At 42.2% G+C, this 21,568-nt stretch carries 21 protein-coding genes; 19 read left to right on the plus strand and 2 right to left on the minus strand.

The features are described from left to right. The first annotated feature begins 108 nt into the window (after positions 1 to 108). From rsmG to glmS, 16 genes are all read left to right on the plus strand, one after another. Positions 109 to 729 (plus strand): 16S rRNA (guanine(527)-N(7))-methyltransferase RsmG, encoded by a 621-nt coding sequence (gene rsmG / locus AAEY93_RS13025; protein WP_124012914.1) that lies wholly within the window; start codon positions 109 to 111, stop codon positions 727 to 729. Positions 730 to 791: 62 nt separating this feature from the next. After that, positions 792 to 1,580 (plus strand): ParA family protein, encoded by a 789-nt coding sequence (locus AAEY93_RS13030; protein ID WP_124012913.1) that lies wholly within the window; start codon positions 792 to 794, stop codon positions 1,578 to 1,580. 9 nt (positions 1,581 to 1,589) lie between these two features. Beyond that, positions 1,590 to 2,474 carry a ParB/RepB/Spo0J family partition protein gene (locus AAEY93_RS13035; RefSeq protein ID WP_101033436.1) on the plus strand — a complete coding sequence of 295 codons (885 nt, stop codon included), beginning with the start codon at positions 1,590 to 1,592 and terminating at the stop codon, positions 2,472 to 2,474. A 225-nt stretch (positions 2,475 to 2,699) separates the two neighbouring features. Further along, entirely contained in the window at positions 2,700 to 3,083 is a 384-nt protein-coding gene (locus AAEY93_RS13040; RefSeq protein ID WP_101033435.1) for an ATP synthase subunit I, read from the plus strand. A gap of 12 nt (positions 3,084 to 3,095) precedes the next feature. After that, positions 3,096 to 3,932 (plus strand): F0F1 ATP synthase subunit A, encoded by an 837-nt coding sequence (atpB, locus tag AAEY93_RS13045; RefSeq protein ID WP_101033434.1) that lies wholly within the window; start codon positions 3,096 to 3,098, stop codon positions 3,930 to 3,932. Between the two features lie 65 nt (positions 3,933 to 3,997). Beyond that, entirely contained in the window at positions 3,998 to 4,249 is a 252-nt protein-coding gene (gene atpE, locus AAEY93_RS13050) for a F0F1 ATP synthase subunit C (RefSeq protein ID WP_011639455.1), read from the plus strand. A gap of 37 nt (positions 4,250 to 4,286) precedes the next feature. Further along, positions 4,287 to 4,757, plus strand: coding sequence for a F0F1 ATP synthase subunit B (gene atpF, locus AAEY93_RS13055; RefSeq protein ID WP_124012912.1), 471 nt, complete (start codon positions 4,287 to 4,289; stop codon positions 4,755 to 4,757). Positions 4,758 to 4,773: 16 nt separating this feature from the next. Beyond that, on the plus strand, positions 4,774 to 5,307 hold the full coding sequence (gene atpH / locus AAEY93_RS13060; RefSeq protein WP_101033432.1) for a F0F1 ATP synthase subunit delta: 534 nt from the start codon (positions 4,774 to 4,776) through the stop codon (positions 5,305 to 5,307). A gap of 14 nt (positions 5,308 to 5,321) precedes the next feature. Further along, positions 5,322 to 6,863 (plus strand): F0F1 ATP synthase subunit alpha, encoded by a 1,542-nt coding sequence (atpA, locus tag AAEY93_RS13065; RefSeq protein WP_101033431.1) that lies wholly within the window; start codon positions 5,322 to 5,324, stop codon positions 6,861 to 6,863. 53 nt (positions 6,864 to 6,916) lie between these two features. Further along, positions 6,917 to 7,777 carry a F0F1 ATP synthase subunit gamma gene (atpG, locus tag AAEY93_RS13070; RefSeq protein ID WP_101033430.1) on the plus strand — a complete coding sequence of 287 codons (861 nt, stop codon included), beginning with the start codon at positions 6,917 to 6,919 and terminating at the stop codon, positions 7,775 to 7,777. Between the two features lie 35 nt (positions 7,778 to 7,812). Then, entirely contained in the window at positions 7,813 to 9,204 is a 1,392-nt protein-coding gene (gene atpD / locus AAEY93_RS13075) for a F0F1 ATP synthase subunit beta (protein WP_101033429.1), read from the plus strand. A gap of 36 nt (positions 9,205 to 9,240) precedes the next feature. Then, positions 9,241 to 9,669: a F0F1 ATP synthase subunit epsilon gene (locus AAEY93_RS13080; RefSeq protein WP_101033428.1), complete on the plus strand. Its 429-nt coding sequence runs from the start codon at positions 9,241 to 9,243 to the stop codon at positions 9,667 to 9,669. A 139-nt stretch (positions 9,670 to 9,808) separates the two neighbouring features. Next, complete coding sequence (glmU, locus tag AAEY93_RS13085; RefSeq protein WP_101033427.1) at positions 9,809 to 11,173, plus strand: bifunctional UDP-N-acetylglucosamine diphosphorylase/glucosamine-1-phosphate N-acetyltransferase GlmU; 1,365 nt, start codon at positions 9,809 to 9,811, stop codon at positions 11,171 to 11,173. Positions 11,174 to 11,438: 265 nt separating this feature from the next. Continuing rightward, a complete protein-coding gene (locus AAEY93_RS13090; RefSeq protein ID WP_351077452.1) occupies positions 11,439 to 13,532 on the plus strand; it encodes a TonB-dependent receptor in 2,094 nt (697 codons plus the stop codon). A 181-nt stretch (positions 13,533 to 13,713) separates the two neighbouring features. Further along, positions 13,714 to 14,484: a DeoR/GlpR family DNA-binding transcription regulator gene (locus AAEY93_RS13095; RefSeq protein ID WP_124012909.1), complete on the plus strand. Its 771-nt coding sequence runs from the start codon at positions 13,714 to 13,716 to the stop codon at positions 14,482 to 14,484. Between the two features lie 29 nt (positions 14,485 to 14,513). After that, positions 14,514 to 16,343, plus strand: coding sequence for a glutamine--fructose-6-phosphate transaminase (isomerizing) (gene glmS / locus AAEY93_RS13100; protein ID WP_101033424.1), 1,830 nt, complete (start codon positions 14,514 to 14,516; stop codon positions 16,341 to 16,343). 433 nt (positions 16,344 to 16,776) lie between these two features. Here the strand turns inward: glmS and AAEY93_RS13105 are convergent, their stop codons facing one another. Continuing rightward, complete coding sequence (locus tag AAEY93_RS13105; protein ID WP_351077456.1) at positions 16,777 to 17,274, minus strand: fasciclin domain-containing protein; 498 nt, start codon at positions 17,272 to 17,274, stop codon at positions 16,777 to 16,779. 627 nt (positions 17,275 to 17,901) lie between these two features. On the opposite strand from AAEY93_RS13105, the gene AAEY93_RS13110 reads away from it, so the two are divergent. From AAEY93_RS13110 to AAEY93_RS13120, 3 genes are all read left to right on the plus strand, one after another. Beyond that, positions 17,902 to 19,266, plus strand: a complete 1,365-nt coding sequence (locus AAEY93_RS13110) for a DUF4397 domain-containing protein (RefSeq protein ID WP_351077459.1) — start codon at positions 17,902 to 17,904, stop codon at positions 19,264 to 19,266. 31 nt (positions 19,267 to 19,297) lie between these two features. Further along, the gene (locus AAEY93_RS13115) at positions 19,298 to 19,501 is read left to right on the plus strand and encodes a hypothetical protein (RefSeq protein ID WP_351077462.1); all 204 of its coding nucleotides are present in this window, start codon (positions 19,298 to 19,300) and stop codon (positions 19,499 to 19,501) included. Between the two features lie 243 nt (positions 19,502 to 19,744). Next, on the plus strand, positions 19,745 to 20,083 hold the full coding sequence (locus AAEY93_RS13120) for a DUF805 domain-containing protein (protein WP_351077464.1): 339 nt from the start codon (positions 19,745 to 19,747) through the stop codon (positions 20,081 to 20,083). Positions 20,084 to 20,230: 147 nt separating this feature from the next. Here the strand turns inward: AAEY93_RS13120 and AAEY93_RS13125 are convergent, their stop codons facing one another. Then, positions 20,231 to 21,424, minus strand: a complete 1,194-nt coding sequence (locus AAEY93_RS13125; protein ID WP_101033420.1) for a class I SAM-dependent rRNA methyltransferase — start codon at positions 21,422 to 21,424, stop codon at positions 20,231 to 20,233. Between the last annotated feature and the right edge of the window lie 144 nt (positions 21,425 to 21,568).

Below are 21,568 nucleotides of genomic sequence, written 5' to 3' on the forward strand. Positions count from 1 at the left end.
TGTAATTTTTTCAACTCAATAACACAAGGGAAGCCATAAGGCTTCCCTTAGTGCTTTTACGGCTTCATAATAACTGCCGTCGTTATCATGCAACCTACGAGGCTTTCTGTGTTATCTGCCCAACTTAAAACCTATTTAGCTGAAATTAAAATGTCGGCCACCGAATTACAACAAAAACAATTAATAGGTTTTGTTGAAATGCTTGATAAATGGAATAAGGCTTATAACCTCACCTCCGTTCGCGATCCTGAGCAAATGCTAATCCGCCATATTATGGACAGCTTAACGGTTTCTCCTTACCTTGAAGGACAGCATTTTATCGATGTAGGAACCGGCCCTGGTTTACCTGGGATCCCATTAGCGATTATGAATCCAGATAAGCAGTTTGTATTGCTTGATAGTTTAGGCAAACGGTTCCGTTTTCAAAAACAGGTTCAGTTCGAACTAAAAATCAATAATATTACTCCAGTTGAAAGTCGTGTTGAAGCTTATAACCCAGAGATTAAATTTGACGGTGTATTAAGCAGAGCATTTGCATCTATTCAAGATATGCTAAGTTGGTGTCACCATTTACCGACTGAAAAAGGCATTTTTTATGCGTTAAAAGGCCAGTTAAATCAGCAAGAATTACAACAGATACCAGCAGGATTTTCGTTGGTAGAAACTATTGTATTGCATGTTCCAACGTTAGATGAACAGCGACATTTATTAAAAATAGCCAAGCAATAACACGCATTTCTTTCGCTAATTAAGCTAACCGGACATCAATAATTTTAAGACAGGATGACATTGTGGGTAAAATAATTGCCGTAGCCAACCAAAAAGGTGGCGTTGGAAAAACAACAACTTGCGTTAATTTAGCCGCATCACTTGCCGCCACAAAGCGTAAAGTGTTGTTGATCGATTTAGATCCTCAAGGCAATGCGACTATGGGCAGTGGCGTTGATAAATATGAAGTCGAGAATACCGCTTATGAATTATTAGTCGAAGAAAAACCGTTTGCCGATATCGTGATTAAAAATACCGTAGGTAAATATGATTTGATCGCAGGTAATAGTGATGTCACCGCGGCAGAAATTAAATTGATGGAATTTTATGCTCGAGAGATCCGTTTACGTAATGCAATAGCGTCGATCAAAGATGATTATGACTATATTTTTATAGACTGCCCGCCATCGCTCAATATGCTAACGGTAAACGCCATGTCTGCCGCTGATTCGGTTCTAGTACCAATGCAATGCGAATATTATGCCCTAGAAGGCTTAACAGCGTTAATTGATACTATAACTAAGCTCGGTGCTATGGTTAACCCTACGTTGAGCATAGAAGGTATTTTGCGCACCATGTATGATCCGCGCAATCGTTTATCAAATGATGTATCTGATCAACTCAAGCAGCATTTTGGTGAAAAAGTGTATCGTACCGTCATACCTAGAAATGTTCGTTTAGCTGAAGCACCTAGTTTTGGTGCACCTGCCATGTATTACGACAAATCAAGTGCTGGAGCCAAAGCATATTTAGCCCTAGCCGGTGAAATAATACGTCGTGCGGAACAGCAAACTCAACCAAAACAAGCGTAGGATACAAAAATGACCTTAAAAAAACGCGGTTTAGGTAAAGGCTTGGATGCCTTATTAAATCATAGTAATGCCGCAAGTCTTAAAAGCGAACAAGCAGAAGAACAGCAACAATCAGCTAGATTAAGTGATTTAATTCACCTAGATCTTGATTTATTACAGCCGGGTAAATATCAACCTCGTAAAGATATGTCATCAGAAGCGTTAGAAGAGTTGGCTGAATCGATCCGTGCTCAAGGTGTAATCCAACCGATTGTTATCCGTAAAATATCTGAAACTAACTATGAAATCATCGCCGGTGAACGTCGCTGGCGTGCCGCTCAATTAGCCAAACTTGATAAAGTCCCCTGTATTGTTAAGCAAGTGGCAGATGATGCTGCTGTCGCCATCGCCCTTATTGAGAATATTCAGCGTGAAGATCTTAATGCAATGGAAGAAGCCATCGCACTGCAACGATTACTTGAAGAGTTTGAGTTAACCCACCAACAAGTAGCCGATGCTGTTGGTAAGTCTCGTGCAAGCGTGTCTAATTTATTACGCTTAAATAGCCTCAACGAGCCTGTTAAACGTTTGTTAGAAAATGGTGACATCGACATGGGCCATGCCCGTGCATTATTGGCTGTAGAGGGTGATGAACAGACAAATTTAGCTCGATTAGTCGCGTCAAAAGAAATGACTGTTCGAGAAACTGAACGATTAGTTAATAAAGTCTTAAATCCTGCTAAAGAAGCCGAAACACCAGCTAAAGATCATGATGTTAGTCGCTTAGAGCAAGAGTTAATTGAAAAACTCGGTGCCAAGGTTGCCATTAATCATGGCAGCAAAGGTAAAGGGAAAATTGTTATAAACTATCAGAACCTTACTGAATTAGACGGGATTTTAAGTAAAATTCGTTGAAATGTGGATTAAACCAATTTCATTAGTAAGTTTGCGACATAGCTCTGTTTTTTGTTTTTGATTATTAAGTGCGTAATAGTGCATTACATAGCTGTTTTACTATCATCAACGTTGCAAACAAAGCGCGAAAAGGTATACTTTGCAGGCTTTTTGGATCTTAAGGCTAGTTTAATATATTAAATTTAACATTAGGACCACAAAAGGTATTAATGCGGAGATATAAAGTTGAGTAATGTTTTGGCGCGTCGTGGCAGGTTAGCAGCCTATAAATTAGTGCTGGTACAAGCGGCAGTGGCGAGTATTATTTCAATATTATTTTTCGTTATGTGGGGAGCACTGCATGGCTTATCTGCACTAGCAGGTGGTGTAATTGCTGTACTTCCTAATTTTGTATTCGCAACCCTAGCTTTCTCTCATAGTGGAGCAAGCTCAGCAGTAAAAGTGATTAAAAGCTTTTATTGGGGGGAAGCGGTAAAGATGCTGTTAACCATTGCATTGTTTTCGTTAGTGTTTATCAATTTAAAAGTCGGTTTTATGCCACTTTTTACCTGTTATTCGTTAGCGTTAGTAGTACATTGGATAGCACCTTTATATTTCAAGCAAAGTTAAGTGGGATGAATCATGGCTGCAACTGGTGAAGAGCTAACACAGCAAAGCTATATCCAACATCACCTTACTAACCTGCAAGTTTGTGCTACCGATAATGGGCTAGCAATGAACCATGCATGTGAAAAGGCTGGCTTTTGGACTTGGAACATTGATTCGTTGTTCTTTTCGGTTGGGCTTGGAGTGTTGTTCTTATGGCTGTTTTACAGTGCCGGCAAAAAAGCGACAACAGGCGTTCCTGGCAAATTTCAATGTTTTGTCGAGATGATTGTTGAGTTCGTTGATAGCAGTGTGAAAGAAACTTTTCACGGCCGCAATCCGGTTATTGCACCTTTAGCCTTGACAGTTTTTGTGTGGATTTTCATGATGAACTTCATGGATATGATACCTGTAGATTGGTTGCCTTGGGCAGCGAGTTTAATGGGTGTGCCATACCTAAAAGTTGTTCCGACTACCGACGTTAACATCACCTTCAGCTTAGCTATTGGTGTGTTTGTGCTGATTATTTATTACAGCATTAAAGTCAAAGGTGTTTCAGGTTTTGTAAAAGAATTAACACTTCAGCCTTTTAACCATTGGGCAATGATACCCGTCAACTTTTTATTAGAAACAGTTACTCTTGTTGCAAAGCCTATTTCATTGGCTCTTCGACTATTTGGTAACTTGTATGCTGGTGAGTTGATTTTTATTCTTATTGCATTGATGTACGGTTCTAACGTGGCGTTATCTGCTCTAGGTGTAGGTTTACAACTAGGTTGGTTAATTTTCCATATTTTAATTATTACCTTACAAGCATTTATTTTCATGATGTTGACCATTGTTTATTTAAGCATGGCTCATGAAGATCATTAAGAATAACCGAAAATTTTTTTGACCTAAATCATTAATAACAACGATTTAGAATACTGGAGATAGATATGGAAACTGTATTAGGAATGACGGCTATTGCTGTTGCTCTACTTATTGGTATGGGTGCATTAGGAACAGCTATCGGTTTCGGCCTTTTAGGTGGAAAGTTTTTGGAAGGTGCAGCACGTCAGCCAGAAATGGCGCCTATGTTACAAGTTAAAATGTTCATCGTAGCGGGTCTACTAGATGCGGTGACTATGATCGGTGTCGGTATTGCGCTATTTATGTTGTTTACTAACCCATTGGGTGCAATGCTTTAATTAACGCTTCTGTCTTTAATCTAACTAGGAGGCTGTTGTGAATTTCAACGCTACCCTATTCGGTCAGACGGTTGCCTTTATTCTCTTCGTGTGGTTTTGCATGAAGTTTGTATGGCCGCCGTTGATGAATGCCATCGAAGAACGCCAGAAGAAAATTGCTGATGGTCTGGCTGATGCCGGCCGTGCAGCAAAAGATCTAGAGTTAGCACAAGTTAAAGCTACTGAGCATCTAAAAGAAGCAAAGGTAACTGCCAACGACATTATTGAGCAAGCTAATAAGCGTAAGGCTCAAATCGTTGACGAAGCTAAAGCTGAAGCTCAAACTGAGCGAGCGAAAATTATCGCTCAGGGTCAAGCAGAAATTGAAAACGAACGTAATCGCCTGAAAGATGACTTGCGTAAGCAAGTTGCTTCTCTAGCCATCATTGGTGCAGAGAAGATTCTTGAACGTGCGATTGATCCAGAAGCCCACAGTGACATTGTTAATAAACTTGTTGCTGAAATTTGATTAAGGGAGTTGAGTTATGGCTGAATTAAGCACCATCGCTCGCCCTTACGCAAAGGCAGCTTTTGATTTTGCTGTTGAACATAAAGTAGTAGAAAGTTGGACAGAAATGTTAACTTTCGCTTCATTGGTAAGTGAAAACGAATCAATAAAGCCACTGCTTAATGGTACTTTAGCGAGTACAGAACTCGCTTCACTGTTTATTAAAGTATGCGGTGAACAAGTCAATGAGCAAGGTCAAAATCTGATAAAGGTAATGGCTGAAAACGGTCGTTTAGGGATACTGTCAACAGTATCGCTACTTTTTGCTGAATACCGTAATGAGTGGGCAAAAGAAGTTGAGGCCTATGTGGTTTCTGCTACTGAGCTAAGCTCTGAGCAACAGCAACAAATTAGTGTTTCTCTAGAGAAACGTCTCGCACGCAAAGTTAAGCTGAATTGCAGCATCGACGCATCGCTTATTGGCGGTGTTATTATTAAATCAGGCGACCTAGTCATTGATGGCTCGGTAAGCGGTAAATTATCGCGATTGTCTGATAAGCTGCAGTCGTAATTGGGAGTTTGAGCATGCAACTGAATTCCACTGAAATCAGCGATCTGATTAAGCAGCGGATCGAGCAGTTCGACGTCGTTAGTGAAGCTCGCAACGAAGGTACAATCGTTGCAGTAAGTGACGGCATCATTCGCATTAACGGCCTTGCCGATGTAATGCAGGGTGAAATGATCGAACTGCCTGGTGGCTGTTTTGCAATCGCGTTGAACTTAGAACGTGATTCTGTCGGCGCCGTAGTGATGGGGCCTTATGCTAATTTAGCAGAAGGCGATAAAGTTAGAACCACTGGTCGTATTCTTGAAGTACCAGTGGGTCGTGGTCTACTTGGCCGCGTTGTTAACACTCTAGGTGAGCCTATTGACGGTAAAGGACCTATCGAAAACGATGGTTTCTCTCCTGTTGAAGTGATTGCCCCTGGTGTTATTGAACGTAAGTCTGTATCACAACCAATTCAAACTGGTTATAAAGCCGTTGATGCCATGATCCCTATTGGTCGTGGTCAACGTGAATTGATCATTGGTGACCGTCAGACTGGTAAAACAGCGATGGCAATCGATGCAATTATCAACCAGAAAGATTCAGGCATTAAGTGTGTCTATGTTGCCATTGGTCAGAAAGCTTCTACCATTGCTAACGTAGTGCGAAAGCTTGAAGAACATGGCGCATTAGCTAACACTATCGTAGTTGTTGCATCTGCTTCTGAAACTGCAGCACTGCAATTTTTAGCGCCATATTCTGGTTGTTCTATGGGTGAATACTTCCGTGACCGCGGTGAAGATTCTTTAATCGTATATGATGATTTGTCTAAGCAAGCAGTTGCTTACCGTCAAATTTCATTGCTATTGAAGCGTCCACCAGGACGTGAAGCCTACCCAGGTGACGTATTTTATCTACACTCTCGTTTACTAGAGCGTGCTTCACGCGTAAACGTAAATTATGTAGAAAAGTTCACTAAAGGTGCAGTAACAGGTCAAACGGGTTCGTTAACCGCTTTGCCTATTATTGAAACCCAAGCTGGTGATGTATCAGCGTTCGTACCGACTAACGTAATTTCTATTACAGATGGTCAGATCTTCCTTGAAACTGATTTGTTTAACTCGGGCTTACGTCCAGCTGTTAACCCAGGTATTTCAGTTTCTCGTGTTGGTGGTGCTGCGCAGACTAAAATCATCAAGAAACTGTCAGGTGGTATTCGTACTGCTCTTGCACAGTATCGAGAGCTTGCTGCGTTCTCACAGTTTGCATCTGATTTAGATGATGCAACACGTGCTCAACTTGAGCATGGTGAGCGTGTAACCGAATTAATGAAGCAAAAGCAATATGCTCCTATGAGCGTTGCAGCACAGTCTGTGTCTATTTTCGCAGCTGAAAAAGGCTACCTTAAAGGTGTTGCTTTAAATGAAATTGGTCGCTTCGAGGCCGCTCTGCTTTCATACATGAACAGTCAACATGCTGACCTATTTAATACCATCAATGCTACTGGCGATTATAACGCTGATATCGAAGGTGAGTTAAAGGCAGGCTTAGACAAGTTCATTGAAACCCAAACCTGGTAATAATGAACAAGGGGTGTCATTAGGCACCTCAGGTCCCAGATTGGAGAGTAGAGATGGCCAACGCTAAAGAGATTAAAACCAAGATCGCGAGTATTAAAAATACTCAGAAGATCACTTCCGCTATGGAAATGGTAGCTGCCAGCAAAATGCGCAAAGCGCAGGAACGCATGAGAGCAAGCCGTCCATATGCAGAAAATATGCGTAAGGTGATCGGTCACGTAGCGCGAGGTACTCTCGAGTATAAACACCCCTATTTAGAGGTGAGAGAGGCCAAGCGGGTTGGTTACATTGTTGTAGCGACCGACCGTGGCCTTTGTGGTGGTTTGAACGTCAACTTATTTAAACAGGTTGTGTCAGACGTTAAAAAATGGAAGGAACAGGGCGCAGATTTTGAGTTTTGCCCAATTGGTGCCCGTTCTGTTCAGTTTTTTAAAAGCTTCGGTGGTGAAATATCCGCCCATGCATCAGGTTTAGGCGATGCGCCCAAACTTGTTGATTTGATTGGCACAGTACGTGTCATGTTAAAAGCTTACAACGAAGGTAAATTGGATCGTCTGTACATTGTGTTTAACAAGTTTGTTAATACAATGAGCCAGACACCAGTGATCGAACAGCTGCTACCTTTACCTAAGTCAGATGAAGAAGTAGCTAATTATCCTTGGGATTATATTTACGAGCCAGATCCAAAAGAAGTTTTGGATGTATTGTTAACTCGTTATGTAGAGTCTCAAGTGTATCAAGGTGTTGTTGAGAATATTGCCTCTGAACAGGCTGCCCGTATGGTAGCAATGAAGGCGGCAACAGATAACGCTGGCGAAATGATCGATGATTTGCAACTCGTCTATAACAAGGCCCGTCAGGCTGCTATTACGCAAGAACTGTCGGAAATTGTCTCAGGCGCTGCAGCGGTTTAGGTTTAGGTAACGAAATCAAGTTTAGAGGATTAATCATGAGCACAGGTACTGTTGTCCAAGTAATTGGCGCGGTTGTGGACGTAGAATTTCCACAAGATTCTGTACCTCGAGTATATGACGCTCTGAAGATCACTGGCGAAGGCCCATGTAATGGTTTGGTGCTGGAAGTTCAGCAGCAGCTAGGTGGTGGCGTTGTTCGTACCATCGCTATGGGTTCTTCTGATGGTCTGCGTCGTGGTCTAGAGGTAGTAAACTCAGGTTCACCAATTAATGTTCCGGTTGGGCTTAAGACCCTTGGCCGTATTATGAATGTATTGGGCGAGCCTATCGATGAAGCGGGTCCTATCGGTGAAGAAGAACGTTATGTTATTCACCGTGCTGCGCCTTCATACGAAGATCAGTCAACTTCAACTGAACTATTAGAGACGGGTATCAAGGTTATCGACCTTGTTTGTCCTTTCGCTAAAGGCGGTAAAGTAGGTCTGTTCGGTGGTGCTGGTGTTGGTAAAACAGTTAACATGATGGAACTGATTAACAACATCGCTAAAGCTCACTCTGGTCTTTCTGTTTTCGCTGGTGTTGGTGAGCGTACCCGTGAGGGTAACGACTTCTACTACGAGATGGAAGATTCAGGCGTATTAGACAAAGTTGCCATGGTTTATGGTCAGATGAACGAGCCTCCAGGAAACCGTTTACGCGTAGCGTTAACCGGCCTGAGTATCGCTGAAAAGTTCCGTGACGAAGGTCGTGACGTATTGTTGTTCGTTGACAATATTTATCGTTACACCTTAGCTGGTACTGAAGTATCTGCACTATTAGGTCGTATGCCTTCTGCAGTAGGTTATCAGCCAACACTAGCTGAAGAGATGGGTGTTCTTCAAGAACGCATCGCTTCAACTAAGACGGGTTCGATTACTTCTGTACAAGCAGTATATGTACCTGCGGATGACTTAACTGATCCGTCACCAGCAACAACTTTCGCTCACTTAGATGCGACTGTTGTATTGTCTCGTCAAATTGCTTCTTTGGGTATTTACCCTGCGGTTGACCCATTGGATTCGACTTCACGTCAGTTAGATCCTCAGGTTGTTGGCCAAGAGCATTATGATGTTGCCAACGGTGTACAAACTGTATTACAGCGTTATAAAGAGCTGAAAGACATTATTGCTATCTTGGGTATGGATGAATTGTCAGATGATGACAAAACCATGGTATTCCGAGCACGTAAGATTGAGCGTTTCTTGTCTCAACCTTTCTTCGTAGCAGAAGTCTTCACCGGTTCTCCTGGTACGTACGTTTCTCTAAAAGACACCATTCGTGGCTTTAAGGGTATCTTGGATGGCGAGTTCGATCACATCCCAGAGCAAGCGTTCTACATGGTTGGCTCAATCGATGAAGCTGTCGAAAAAGCGAACAAAAAAAAATAACTAGGCCGTAAAGCTTAGTTCTTTAAGGAGAACTTGATGGCAGCCAAAACAGTCCAACTTGATATTGTTAGTGCAGAAAGCAGCATCTTTCATGGCCAAGTTAGCTTCTTTGAAGTTAATGGTGCTGAAGGTGAGTTAGGCATTATGCCTAACCATGTTGCGTTACTAACAAAAATTAAGCCTGGTATGGCGCGCTTTATCATGCAAGATGGCAGTGTAGAAGTGTTGTATCTTTCAGGTGGTTTACTGGAAGTACAACCTACTGCAATTTCAGTACTTGCTGATGTAGCATTACGTGCCGATGATATTGATGAGAAAGCGGCTTTAGAAGCTAAAGAACATGCTGAGCAAGCAATTGCTAATGCTGGATCTGACTTCAATTACGAAGCTGCTGTAATCGAATTAGCCAAATCTTTGGCTCAATTACGTGTTGTTGAAACCATCAAGAAAAATATCACCAGATAATCTGATTATTTGACGCTTAAAAGGCGACTCTTATGAGTCGCCTTTTTTATGGGTTAAATTCCCTCGCTCTATTTTTACTTTTGGCGATATTCCGTTAAAATGTCAGCCAATCTCTATCGGTTCAATAAAGGAATGCTTAATGTCGTTAAATGTTGTGATCTTAGCTGCAGGAAAAGGAACTCGGATGCGCTCAGATCTGCCTAAAGTGCTGCATCCTATTGCCCATAAAAGTATGGTGCAACACGTGATAGATACGGCTAATTCATTAGGCTCATCTGCAATTCAATTAGTGTATGGCTATGGCGCAGATAGGTTACAAACAGCATTAGGTGAGCAAGCATTAAACTGGGTATTACAAGCAGAACAACTGGGGACCGGCCATGCGGTCGCGCAAGCAACCCCAAACATTAATGACCACGATACCGTTTTGATCCTATATGGCGATGTGCCGCTTATTCAGCAATCAACCCTAGAAGCATTATTGGCTGCTCGCCCTGTAAATGGCCTCGCTATTTTGACGGTTAATTTACCTAACCCTAGCGGTTATGGTCGTATTGTGCGTGAGCATGGCAGCGTAGTCGGCATTATTGAACAAAAAGATGCCAACGCTGAACAGCTAAAAATTAACGAAGTGAACACCGGCATCATGGCGGTACCCGGTAAGCAGCTAAAAGCGTGGTTAAAGCGTTTATCGAATAATAATGCTCAAGGCGAATATTATCTTACTGACATTATTGGCATGGCTAAAGCTGATGGCGTTGAAATTACTACCTCACAGCCGCAATCGTCTATCGAAGTTGAAGGTGCTAATAATCGCGTACAACTAGCGCAATTAGAACGAGCTTATCAAGCGCGTGCTGCTGAAAAACTGATGCTCGAAGGGGCTAACTTGCGCGATCCTGCTCGTATCGATATTCGCGGTGATGTAAGCGTAGGTATGGACGTGATGATTGATATCAATGTGATATTCCAAGGTAAAGTCACCTTGGGTAATAACGTCACTATTGGCGCAGGAGCGATTCTTATAGATTGCCAGATTGCCGATAATGCTGAAATTAAACCCTATACTATTGTAGAAGGCGCCAAGCTTGGACCCGCTGCGAGTGCAGGACCTTTTGCGCGTTTACGCCCTGGGGCAGAGCTTAAAGAAGATGCCCACATTGGTAACTTCGTTGAAATTAAAAAAAGCGTGTTAGGTAAGGGCTCTAAAGCAGGCCACTTAGCCTATTTAGGTGATGCCCAAATAGGCGCTGGGGTGAACATTGGCGCCGGTACCATCACCTGTAATTACGATGGTGCCAATAAGTTTATTACCACCATTGAAGATGGCGTATTTGTCGGTAGTGATACCCAATTAATTGCCCCCGTGACTATTGGTAAAAATGCCACCCTTGGTGCTGGTTCTACTATTACTAAAGATGTCGGCGAAGATGAATTGGTTATTACCCGCGTTAAGCAGCGCCATATTACGGGTTGGCAACGTCCGTTAAAAATTAAAAAGTAAGTTTTAAACCAATACAAAAAAACGGCTATATGCCGTTTTTTTGTTTTAACATTTTTGTTGTTTATTTATTCTGTATAGAAAATAACTGATTAAAAATAAATTAAGCTTGAGTTAACCTATATGTGGTTTTCAATCTATTGGTTTTAAATAGTTTTGATCTATATCGCAACAGATTGTAAGTTTGTGTAAAGAACCTTAAATACAAACGCTTCTCATTTATATTACCGTTAATTCTAAAGTTAAAGGTTTAATTGAGGTGTTGGCAATGGTGTATAAATATTCAGTTATAGGTTTGGCCGTCGGTTCGGTATTAATGACTATGCCTGTGATGGCAGAGGTCTCGAGTGATGCAAACATAGAGCGCATTAATGTTACCGGTCGTACTTTTAACGATTATAAAGTCGGTACAGCATCTGGCGCTATGCGTGGTGATATCGACCTCATGGATACTCCGCAGTCAGTCAATGTGATCCCCTATTTTGTTACCGACGAACAACTGGCCACTAACCTTGCCGAAGTGTTAGTGAACGACTCGAGCGTAACAGCGGGGACGACACGCTGGAACCGCCAAGTGTTCAGTATTCGAGGTTTTGAGTTAAGTTCGGGCAATGGTTATCTTATTAATGGCCACCAGCAATGGTCTCACTACATACAACCTATTGAAACGCTGCAACAAGTTGAAGTATTGAAAGGCCCTTCTAGTATGCTGTATGGCCAATCTGGCCCTGGCGGTTTAGTCAATATGGTGACTAAAAAACCGACCTATGACTCTATGCTTAATATCGGTTTAGACACGGATGGTTACGGCTCTACTCGTGCGAAGATAGATGCTGGAGGGAGTTTAAATGACGCTCAAAGTATTCGTTATCGTGGTGTGTTAGTTAAGCAAGACACCCAATACTGGCGTGAATATTCCACTACCGAAGAAAATCAACAGCGCGATCGTTGGTTAGGTTATCTTAATATGGAATTTGATTTAACTGATGATGTATTGTTATCGGTTAAATACGATCACACTCAAGATAAAGCCGGTATTGATGCCGGTGGTTGGTTAGATGCCCAAGGTAATGTTATAGGGAGTAATAAAACCGTTTGGGATGCGCCTTGGGCTTTTACCGATAATACCATTTCTAACCTAGGTGCTGATCTGACTTGGTATATTAGTGATAAGTGGAAAGTTAAAGGGGGATATAACGATCAACAATTTAATCGTCAACGTTTCGACTCTGCGCCGCAACGTACAACCGACCCTTTTACTAATGGCTACAACATTAAACCATTTGATCGCTATGACGACTGGCAACATAAAACGGCTTATATCGATTTCACTGGCGAGTTTAATTTCGCGGCAATACAACATCAATTGTTGATCGGCGCTAACTATTTAGATTATTTCTATCAGAGACAAATCGTACGGGGTACCCCTCAAACGGTTATGCCAGGACAACCCCTTATACAGCCAGATATTGATTATCATCTTGGTACAAAAAGCACTGCAAGTGAATACCAATACTACGGCTTCTATTTACAGGATTTAATGACATTAAGTGAGCAATGGAAGTTGCTCGCTGGAGTGCGTTACGATGAACAGAAGAAAGATGGCTTAGGTGAGAACAGTTATGCGGTATCACCTAAATTCGGGATTATTTACTCGCCGATGGAAAATGGCAGCATTTACGTTAACTATTCAAAGAGCTTTACCCCACAAGGTGCCGTTAGTAATCAGTTTGATGTAAACGATAAGCTAGATTTAAAGCCTGAATATGGTGTTCAGTACGAAGTCGGCACCAAATGGGAGCTGTTTAACGATAGTTTGTTACTCACGGCGGCGGTATTTGATATCACCCTTGAAAATATAACTGTCTCTGAGACATTACCGACTCCAATAGCTTCCTTTACTGATATCACCACCCAAGGCGGTGAGCAGCAACATCGTGGATTTGAAGTCGGCGCCCAAGGCCAATTAAGTGATAACTGGTTTATGACCTCTTCAATGATGTACTTAAATGCCAAATATCAAACTGGCGATGAGCGAGAAGGTAAAACACCCGTTGATGCTCCAGAATTGTCAGCCAACATCTGGACTCGCTATGAAATGACCGAAGGTTTGGCAATTAATTTTGGTGCTATCTACGTTGGTGAGCGTTTTGCTAATACCGATAACAGCATTAGCAAAGACGGTTATGTCCGCTTTGATATTGGTGCCGCTTATACTATGGATATTATGGGCAAAGACGTCAGTGTTCGTGCCAATGTCAGAAATCTATTCGATACCGATTATATTGAAGGTGGTCAGTATAATATGGTCACAATCGGCCAAGACCGTAATTTCAGTGTTGCTGTCGAAACTAAGTTCTAATCAGAAATAAGATTTTATCCACTCAAAGTAGTTTCATTTCTTAATCATCAAAAGCCTCTACTTACTCAAGAGGCTTTTTTGTACTTTTATTTCAAATTTAGGCTATATGATCTAGAAAAAGTTTCATTTGCTGTTAAAATACCTTTCGCTTCGAAACTTATGTGAAAGATAGTTAATTTTAATGACGAAACGTAACACCCAACAACGTCGCCATTCGATCATTAAATTGGTTAATGAGCAAGGCGAAGTCAGTGTCGATGAGCTGGCGAATCTATTTGCCACTTCAGAAGTGACTATTCGTAAAGATTTGGCCATGCTTGAAACCCATGGACTATTATTACGACGTTATGGCGGCGCGGTGTCAGTGCCACAAGAAATGACCCAAATAGCCAGCGAAAAACTGTCTCTTAATAAACAAGCGATAGCCGCCAAAGCCGCACTGCTGATCCGCGACCATAACCGGATAATCATCGATAGCGGCAGTACCACATCAGGTATTGTCCAGCAACTCAATGACAAACGTGGCTTAGTGGTGATGACTAATTCATTACAGTTAGCCAATGCCGTTCATGAACTTGAAAATGAACCGACATTATTGATGACCGGCGGTACGTGGGATCCCCATTCTGAGTCTTTTCAAGGCCAAGTGGCAGAGCAAGTGCTGCGATCATATAACTTTGACCAACTGTTTATCGGTGCCGACGGCATCGATCTTAATCGCGGTACCACCACGTTTAACGAGTTAACAGGCTTAAGTAAAGTGATGGCAGAAATGTCGCGTGAAGTGGTGGTACTTTTGGAATCGACCAAAATTGGTCGGCGTATCCCCAATCTAGAGCTGCCTTGGGATGTGATTAATGTGTTAGTGACCGATGACAACATCACCCAAGATGCAGTCGATACCATTTCAGCCCATGGCGTTAGAGTAATACTCGCGCCGTTCGCTAATTAAATTAAATTGAAATAATAAAGGAAAATATCATGTGTGGAATCGTAGGCGCCGTGGCCCAAAGGGATGTTGCTGAAATATTAGTTGAAGGTTTACGCCGTCTTGAATACCGTGGCTATGACTCAGCGGGCGTTGCTGTGATTCATCAAGGTGAATTAAGCCGTACTCGCCGCGTGGGTAAAGTGCAGGAGTTATCATCAGCACTTGATGCCGCACCATTAACGGGTGGCACCGGTATTGCCCACACTCGCTGGGCAACCCACGGTGAACCAAGTGAGCGAAATGCACACCCACATTTATCTGAAGGCGATGTTGCTGTTGTACATAACGGTATTATTGAAAACCACAACAAACTGCGCGAAATGTTAAAAGGTTTGGGTTACGTATTTTCATCAGACACCGACACCGAAGTGATTTGTCATCTTGTTCACCACGAATTAAAAACAGCGACTAATTTATTAGCAGCGGTACAAGCGACCGTTAAGCAACTTGAAGGCGCCTATGGCACTGTTGTTATCGACCGTCGCGACAGTGATCGCATGGTTGTGGCTCGAAGCGGTAGCCCGTTAGTGATAGGTTACGGCCTAGGTGAAAACTTTGTCGCCTCAGACCAACTGGCACTGTTACCCGTCACTCGCTCGTTCGCCTTTTTAGAAGAAGGCGACGTAGCAGAAATAACGCGTCGTGAAGTGAATATTTTTGATGTTAATGGCAACGCCGTTAAGCGTGAAGTGAAAGAATCTGAAGTGACCCATGACGCGGGTGACAAAGGTGAATATCGTCACTACATGCTCAAAGAAATTTATGAGCAACCTACAGCCATTGCGCACACCTTAGAAGGTCGTATTGCCGGCGGTAAGGTATTAGATTCAGCTTTTGGCGAAAATGCAGCTGAATTTTTAAAAGACATTAAGCACGTACAAATTATTGCCTGTGGTACCAGTTATCATGCGGGTATGGCAGCGCGTTACTGGTTAGAAGACTGGGCCGGAGTATCATGTAACGTCGAAATAGCCTCAGAATTTCGTTACCGCAAGTCGCACTTATTCCCAAATAGCTTGTTAGTGACTATCTCACAATCTGGTGAAACCGCAGATACCTTAGCGGCAATGCGCCTGGCAAAAGAAATGGGCTATAAAGCCACATTAACCATTTGTAACTCAGCGGGTTCATCATTAGTACGTGAATCTGATATGGCTTACATGATGAAAGCGGGCGCTGAAATTGGCGTTGCATCAACGAAAGCCTTTACCGTGCAACTTGCCGGTTTGTTAATGTTAACCACGGCGATTGGTCGTCATAATGGTATGTCTAGCGACATGGAAGCGGCTATTACGCAAAGCCTGTTATCTATGCCTGCTAAAGTGGAGCAAGCGCTTGGCTTAAATGATGCTATTGCAGAATTAGCTGAAGACTTTGCCGATAAACAGAATGCCTTATTCTTAGGCCGAGGCGATCAATACCCCATTGCGATGGAAGGTGCATTAAAGCTAAAAGAAATTTCGTATATTCACGCAGAAGCCTATGCTTCTGGCGAGCTAAAGCATGGCCCATTAGCCTTGATTGATGCCGATATGCCCGTGATTGTGGTGGCGCCAAACAATGAATTACTCGAAAAGCTTAAATCAAACGTTGAAGAAGTGCGTGCCCGTGGTGGATTGATGTATGTGTTTGCTGATGTCGATGCAGAATTTGAGTCAGACGACACCATGAAAGTCATCCCTGTTCCACACTGCGATGTATTTATGGCACCGTTAATCTACACCATCCCATTACAGTTATTGTCATACCATGTGGCATTAATTAAAGGGACTGACGTAGATCAGCCGCGTAATTTAGCAAAATCAGTCACGGTAGAATAAACCTCTAAATTGATTTAAATCGCATATAGCAATGAAAAAACAGCTTCTTAGGAAGCTGTTTTTATTGGGTGCAGGGGTCTAATAAATCAATGGTGTTTTTGGTTGTTTACGTTTTTAGTTTCAAATAAGTCGATCGCAATGTGAGCACTTAGCTGGCCATAAAAGCTATCGCAATCATGTTGAAACACGCTAGGTTGTTTAACTAGAAAAGAAATCATTAAGCTCATTCAATACTTTTGAGGTTTGTCTAAACAATGGTCATGAGTTGGAAAATATTGAACAAGGCAATATAAAAAAGTGACGACTGTTTCGATGCTCGACATGTTATCTAAAGATTGGCTATCGATTACCTAGGCTCTGTATTATAAAGATTATTATGCTATTGAAGGTTAGGGGGCACTGATAGTAACCAATACCCCCGTCGGTACATCAATTACTTAGGCAGTAGTACAGTATCAATCACGTGGATCACACCGTTGCTCGCCTTTACGTCTGTCATGATAACTTTTGCGTTATTTACCATTACATTGCCGTAATTTGCTTTAATCGTAACCATTTGTCCCTGAACTGTTGATGCGCTGTCTAGTTTAACGACATCAGCAGCCATCACTTTTCCTGCAACAACATGATATGTTAAAATTGCCGCAAGTTTATCTTTGTTTTCTGGTTTCAGTAGCGACTCGACGGTCCCATCTGCTAACTTAGCAAAAGCTTCATCTGTCGGTGCGAATACCGTAAATGGACCTTCACCTTTTAGTGTATCAACAAGTCCAGCTGCTTTGATTGCAGCAACAAGCGTATTGAAAGAGCCATTTTCAGCTGCGACATCGACAATGTCTTTTTTCATACCATGATGTTCGGCATAAGCAACAGAGGTGAATGATAAACTGGCAACAATAAGGGCGAGTGTTGTAATAAATTTCTTTAACATTTTTATATTCCTTTCGAATTTATACCACGTTGAGAGGGAGGCTGTTTTTTTGTGCAACATTTGTTACGCATGGTATAAACAACTAGATCAGTTTGGTTTCAATTTACTTACAGTACGACGCTAAAATATCACCGGGTGTTCAACAAGAACCCTTTTTCGCTACTCAATTTTGCCCACAAGATCTTTAAATACATCACCTTTTGGCAATGGGCTATTAATAGGATAATTGTTGGTTTGCTGATGCACCCGTTCAAAAGGCTGGGGTTTTAGGCCTTTTTTAAGTAAAACAGGATTGTAATTTTTGTGATATTAATCATCGGTGAGTTTCGTTGTGCGATGATACATTGCCGGAGCTTAATCATTCCCGTACTAACGCATCTGACAATAAGCCAAAGATAGATATATTAATCTCATTATCCTTTCGGTTATTTTCTGCTGGTTTCGTATCCTATAAAGTACCCTCTACTAAATTATTTTTTTATTACTATTCCATTTTTTATCAGATGCTTATAGTTTTTTTTATATAAAGCCAACAGGAAGTGTTGTATTTTTGTTGTGTTTTTTTTGAACTATAAAAAAGATTGTCACGTATAGAAATCGGTCATATTACTAATGAGGATTTCTAAGATGAAACGGATATACCCTTTTGCACTATGTGTTTCTTTAATTGGTCTAACAGCTTGCTCAGACGACGATGATGCAACAGTTGTAGAGCTTGTAGAGCCTGAAATGTCATATATACGCGTTATTCATGCTGGCAGCGATGCTCCATTGGTGAATGTTGTGGCTAATGGCAATGCATTGCTGTCGAATGTTGATTATGCGATGGCCAGTGATTTAATCGAAGTGTCAGCAACAAGCTACGACATTGACGTTGATGCTGTGTTGGCAGATGGCACCACGCTAACTGTGTTAGAAGCATTACTTGATGCACAAGATGACATGGAATATACCGCCATTGCGTTAGGTTCTGTTGCAGATAACACCTTGAGTCTAAAATTAATTGAAAACCCAACCATGGACATTGCTGCGGGTTATGCCAGAGTACAAGTGCTGCATGGCGCGCCTTTAGTGGGTACTGTTGATATTTATGTTACGGCTCCTGATGCAGATATAAGCGCTACAGCTCCCACGTTATCGGCAAGCTATTTAGATGTAAGCTCGCAGATTGAAGTGCCCGCTAGCGATTATCAAATTCGTATTACTGCATCTGGAATGAAAGATGTTGTGTATGACTCAGGTTCTGTTGCGTTAGGCGATATGCAAGATTACTTTATCAGTGCCATTCCTAATACATGGTCTGGAGATTCACCTGTGGCATTGCAAGTGTCGCTACCCGGAGCACAGCTAGTGTTAAATGACGTAAACAGTGGCGCTGATTTACGGGTGGTACATGCCGTTGCTGATGCGCCAGCTGTTGATGTGTTTGTTGACGGCGCCACTACACCAGCTGTAGATATGCTGTCTTTTGGTGATGTGACGGGTTATGTCAACCTTGCTCAAGGTGCTCACACCGTAACCGTTGCCGCGGATGCCGATAATGATGTTGTGGTTATAGATAATGCTGCAGTCGACTTAGGTATTGGTATGAGTTATAGCGCCTTGGCTGTGGGATCATTAACCAGCAATATGATTGAGCCATTAGTGTTAGTTGAACAAACTCGTCGCGTAGCGACAGAGGCAAAGCTTACTGTGACACATGCTGCCTATTCTGCACCAGAAGTAGACGTTTACCTTACTTCATCTGCTGATATCACTGATGCAACACCAGTATTAGAGGACGTGCCATTTAAGGTTTCTTCTGGCAGCATTAGCGTAACACCTGGTACTTATACTATTAGTGTCACTGTGGCTAATACTAAAGATGTCGCTATTGGGCCTTTAGAGGTCACATTAGGAGCCTCGGGTATATATGGTGTGGCAGCTGTTGATAATGTCGGTGGCGGAGCGCCATTTGGGGTGATTTTATTAGACGACTTCACTGCAATGTAATATTACTCTGTAAAAGATTTGCGGCTTATTCTTGCCTGATAAGCCGCTTTTTTATGCCCAATTAATGGTTCAGATATTGCTGGGTGCTTTAAGTAAACCGCTTATTCATTTTTTTTCACGTTATGTTGCTGCCCAGTTTGAGTCACACTTCATCATGAAAAGTCATCCCTTTGCCACTCTGCGCGAGTTTATAGTGCCGTTAATTTACATTATCCCATTACCGTTATTGTCATAGCATGTGACACGAATAAAAGGCGGCTTCTTCGGCAGTTGTTTTTATGGGGCGTAATGCACCTATTTCTATAAAGAACATTCTCACAAAAGGGTGATTGATTTAACTTAAATATGCTGGTAGGTTATTAAAATTATTAATAAATAAAGCAATGTTAATGATGGTTGTTGAAGGGTATCTCAGGATGTTTATCGGCATTTTCGCTAATACGCTTTAAAGCTTTATCAACAACAAGGAGAGTCCCTAATGGATTATTTTATAGGCGCGTTAAAAAAATATGCTGATTTCACTGGTCGAGCACGAAGAAAAGAATATTGGATGTTTATACTTGTTTATATGATTATCAATATTGTTTTTGCTGTAATTGGTTTGGATACCATTTCAGCGATAGTGAGTCTTGCACTGCTAGTCCCTAGTCTCAGCATTGCAGCAAGAAGGCTGCATGATACTGGTCGTTCTGGGTGGTGGCAATTAATACTATTAATTCCAATTATTGGTTTAATTGTGCTAATTGTTTTTCTAGCTCAAGATAGCCATGATGCAAATGATTACGGTAGTAATCCTAAATCAGGTGTACCAGCATAAAACTGAGCAAGAGACTATGGTGCCAAGAGTTAATTTTCGCTTTTGGCACTTTCTACATCACACCATCGCTAAGCAGTCCAACAAAAAGGGAACAAATCTTGTTCCCTTTTTGCTATCTGTAGCTTATTGATTTACCAGGCACTTGATTTACCAAACTCTGGCAACGAGCCCTTTAAGATAATAGCCTTCTGGGAATGCGCTACTAATAGGATGATCGCTGGCTTGATGCATGCGCTCAATAAATTGTACTTCACGTTTTGCATCTAATGCAGCATCGGCAACGACTTTTTGGAACAAGTCTGACTGCATTAAGCCCGAACAAGAGAAAGTCAGTAGTATTCCACCAGGATTAAGTAATTGCATGGCAATCATATTGATGTCTTTATAACCGCGACACGCGCCATCGAGTTGTGACTTATTGTCGGCAAACTTAGGCGGATCTAATACGATAACATCGAAGGTTTTACCTTCATCTCGATACAGTCGCAGTAACTTAAATACGTCGGCTTCGAGGTAGTTTACATGGTCATCATTAAGGTTATTAATCGCCATATTATCGCGGGCGGTTTGCAGTGCTAGGGTAGAGACATCGACGTTTTCAATACTCGCCGCACCAGCTTTAGCGGCATACAAACCAAAAGTGCCGGTGTAACAGAAGCAGTTAAGTACAGACTTACCTTTAACGAAACGGGCGGCGATGGCGCGGTTGTCACGTTGATCCAAATAGAAGCCTGTTTTGTGGCCTTTAACCACATCGACGGCAATCTTGATACCATTTTCTTCGATGATGACTGGCATGGGGGGTAATTCACCGTGCAGTAACCCTACCACTGGAATGAGGCCTTCTTTCTTTCTCGAGTCAACATCTGAACGCTCATAGACAGTGCAATCTGGATATTGAATAACCAGTTGCTCTACTATGGTGTCACGCCATTTTTCGGCACCGGTACTTAATAGTTGGCACACCAATACATTGGCGTAACGGTCTATGGTGATACCAGGTAAACCGTCCGATTCTGCGGCGATTAAGCGATAGCCTGTTAGGCCTTGTTCGCGGATCAGATCATCCCGGCCTGCTTGTGCCCTTTTTATGCGTCTCGCGAAGAAGTCGGCATCGATGGTTTCTTCTTTGTCGAAGGTCCATATCCGTACTTGGATTTGAGATTCTGGCGACCAGGCTCCGCGTCCGAGCCAGTGCCCGTCGTGCGCCACGACTTCAACCGTGTCACCTGCTGCAGGTTTTCCGCCATTGATGTTGTGAATACCGTTGGAAAATATCCAAGGGTGGCGTCGATCTAATGAACGTTCGCGGCCAGGTTTAAGTTTAATTCTGATAGCCATGGTACTGCCTAATTTAAATTATAAAAGGGGTAAAAAGATTCACGGCGCACCTGATAAAGGCTGAGTAAAAACCGCTATAACGACTCATTAGAGGCATGGATGACATCACACTATTATCAATGTCAAAAGGCTCTGGGGGCGACG

The sequence above is a fragment of the Shewanella sp. CAL98-MNA-CIBAN-0140 genome (assembly GCF_040309905.1).
GTDB classification, from domain to species: Bacteria; Pseudomonadota; Gammaproteobacteria; order Enterobacterales; family Shewanellaceae; genus Shewanella; species Shewanella psychromarinicola.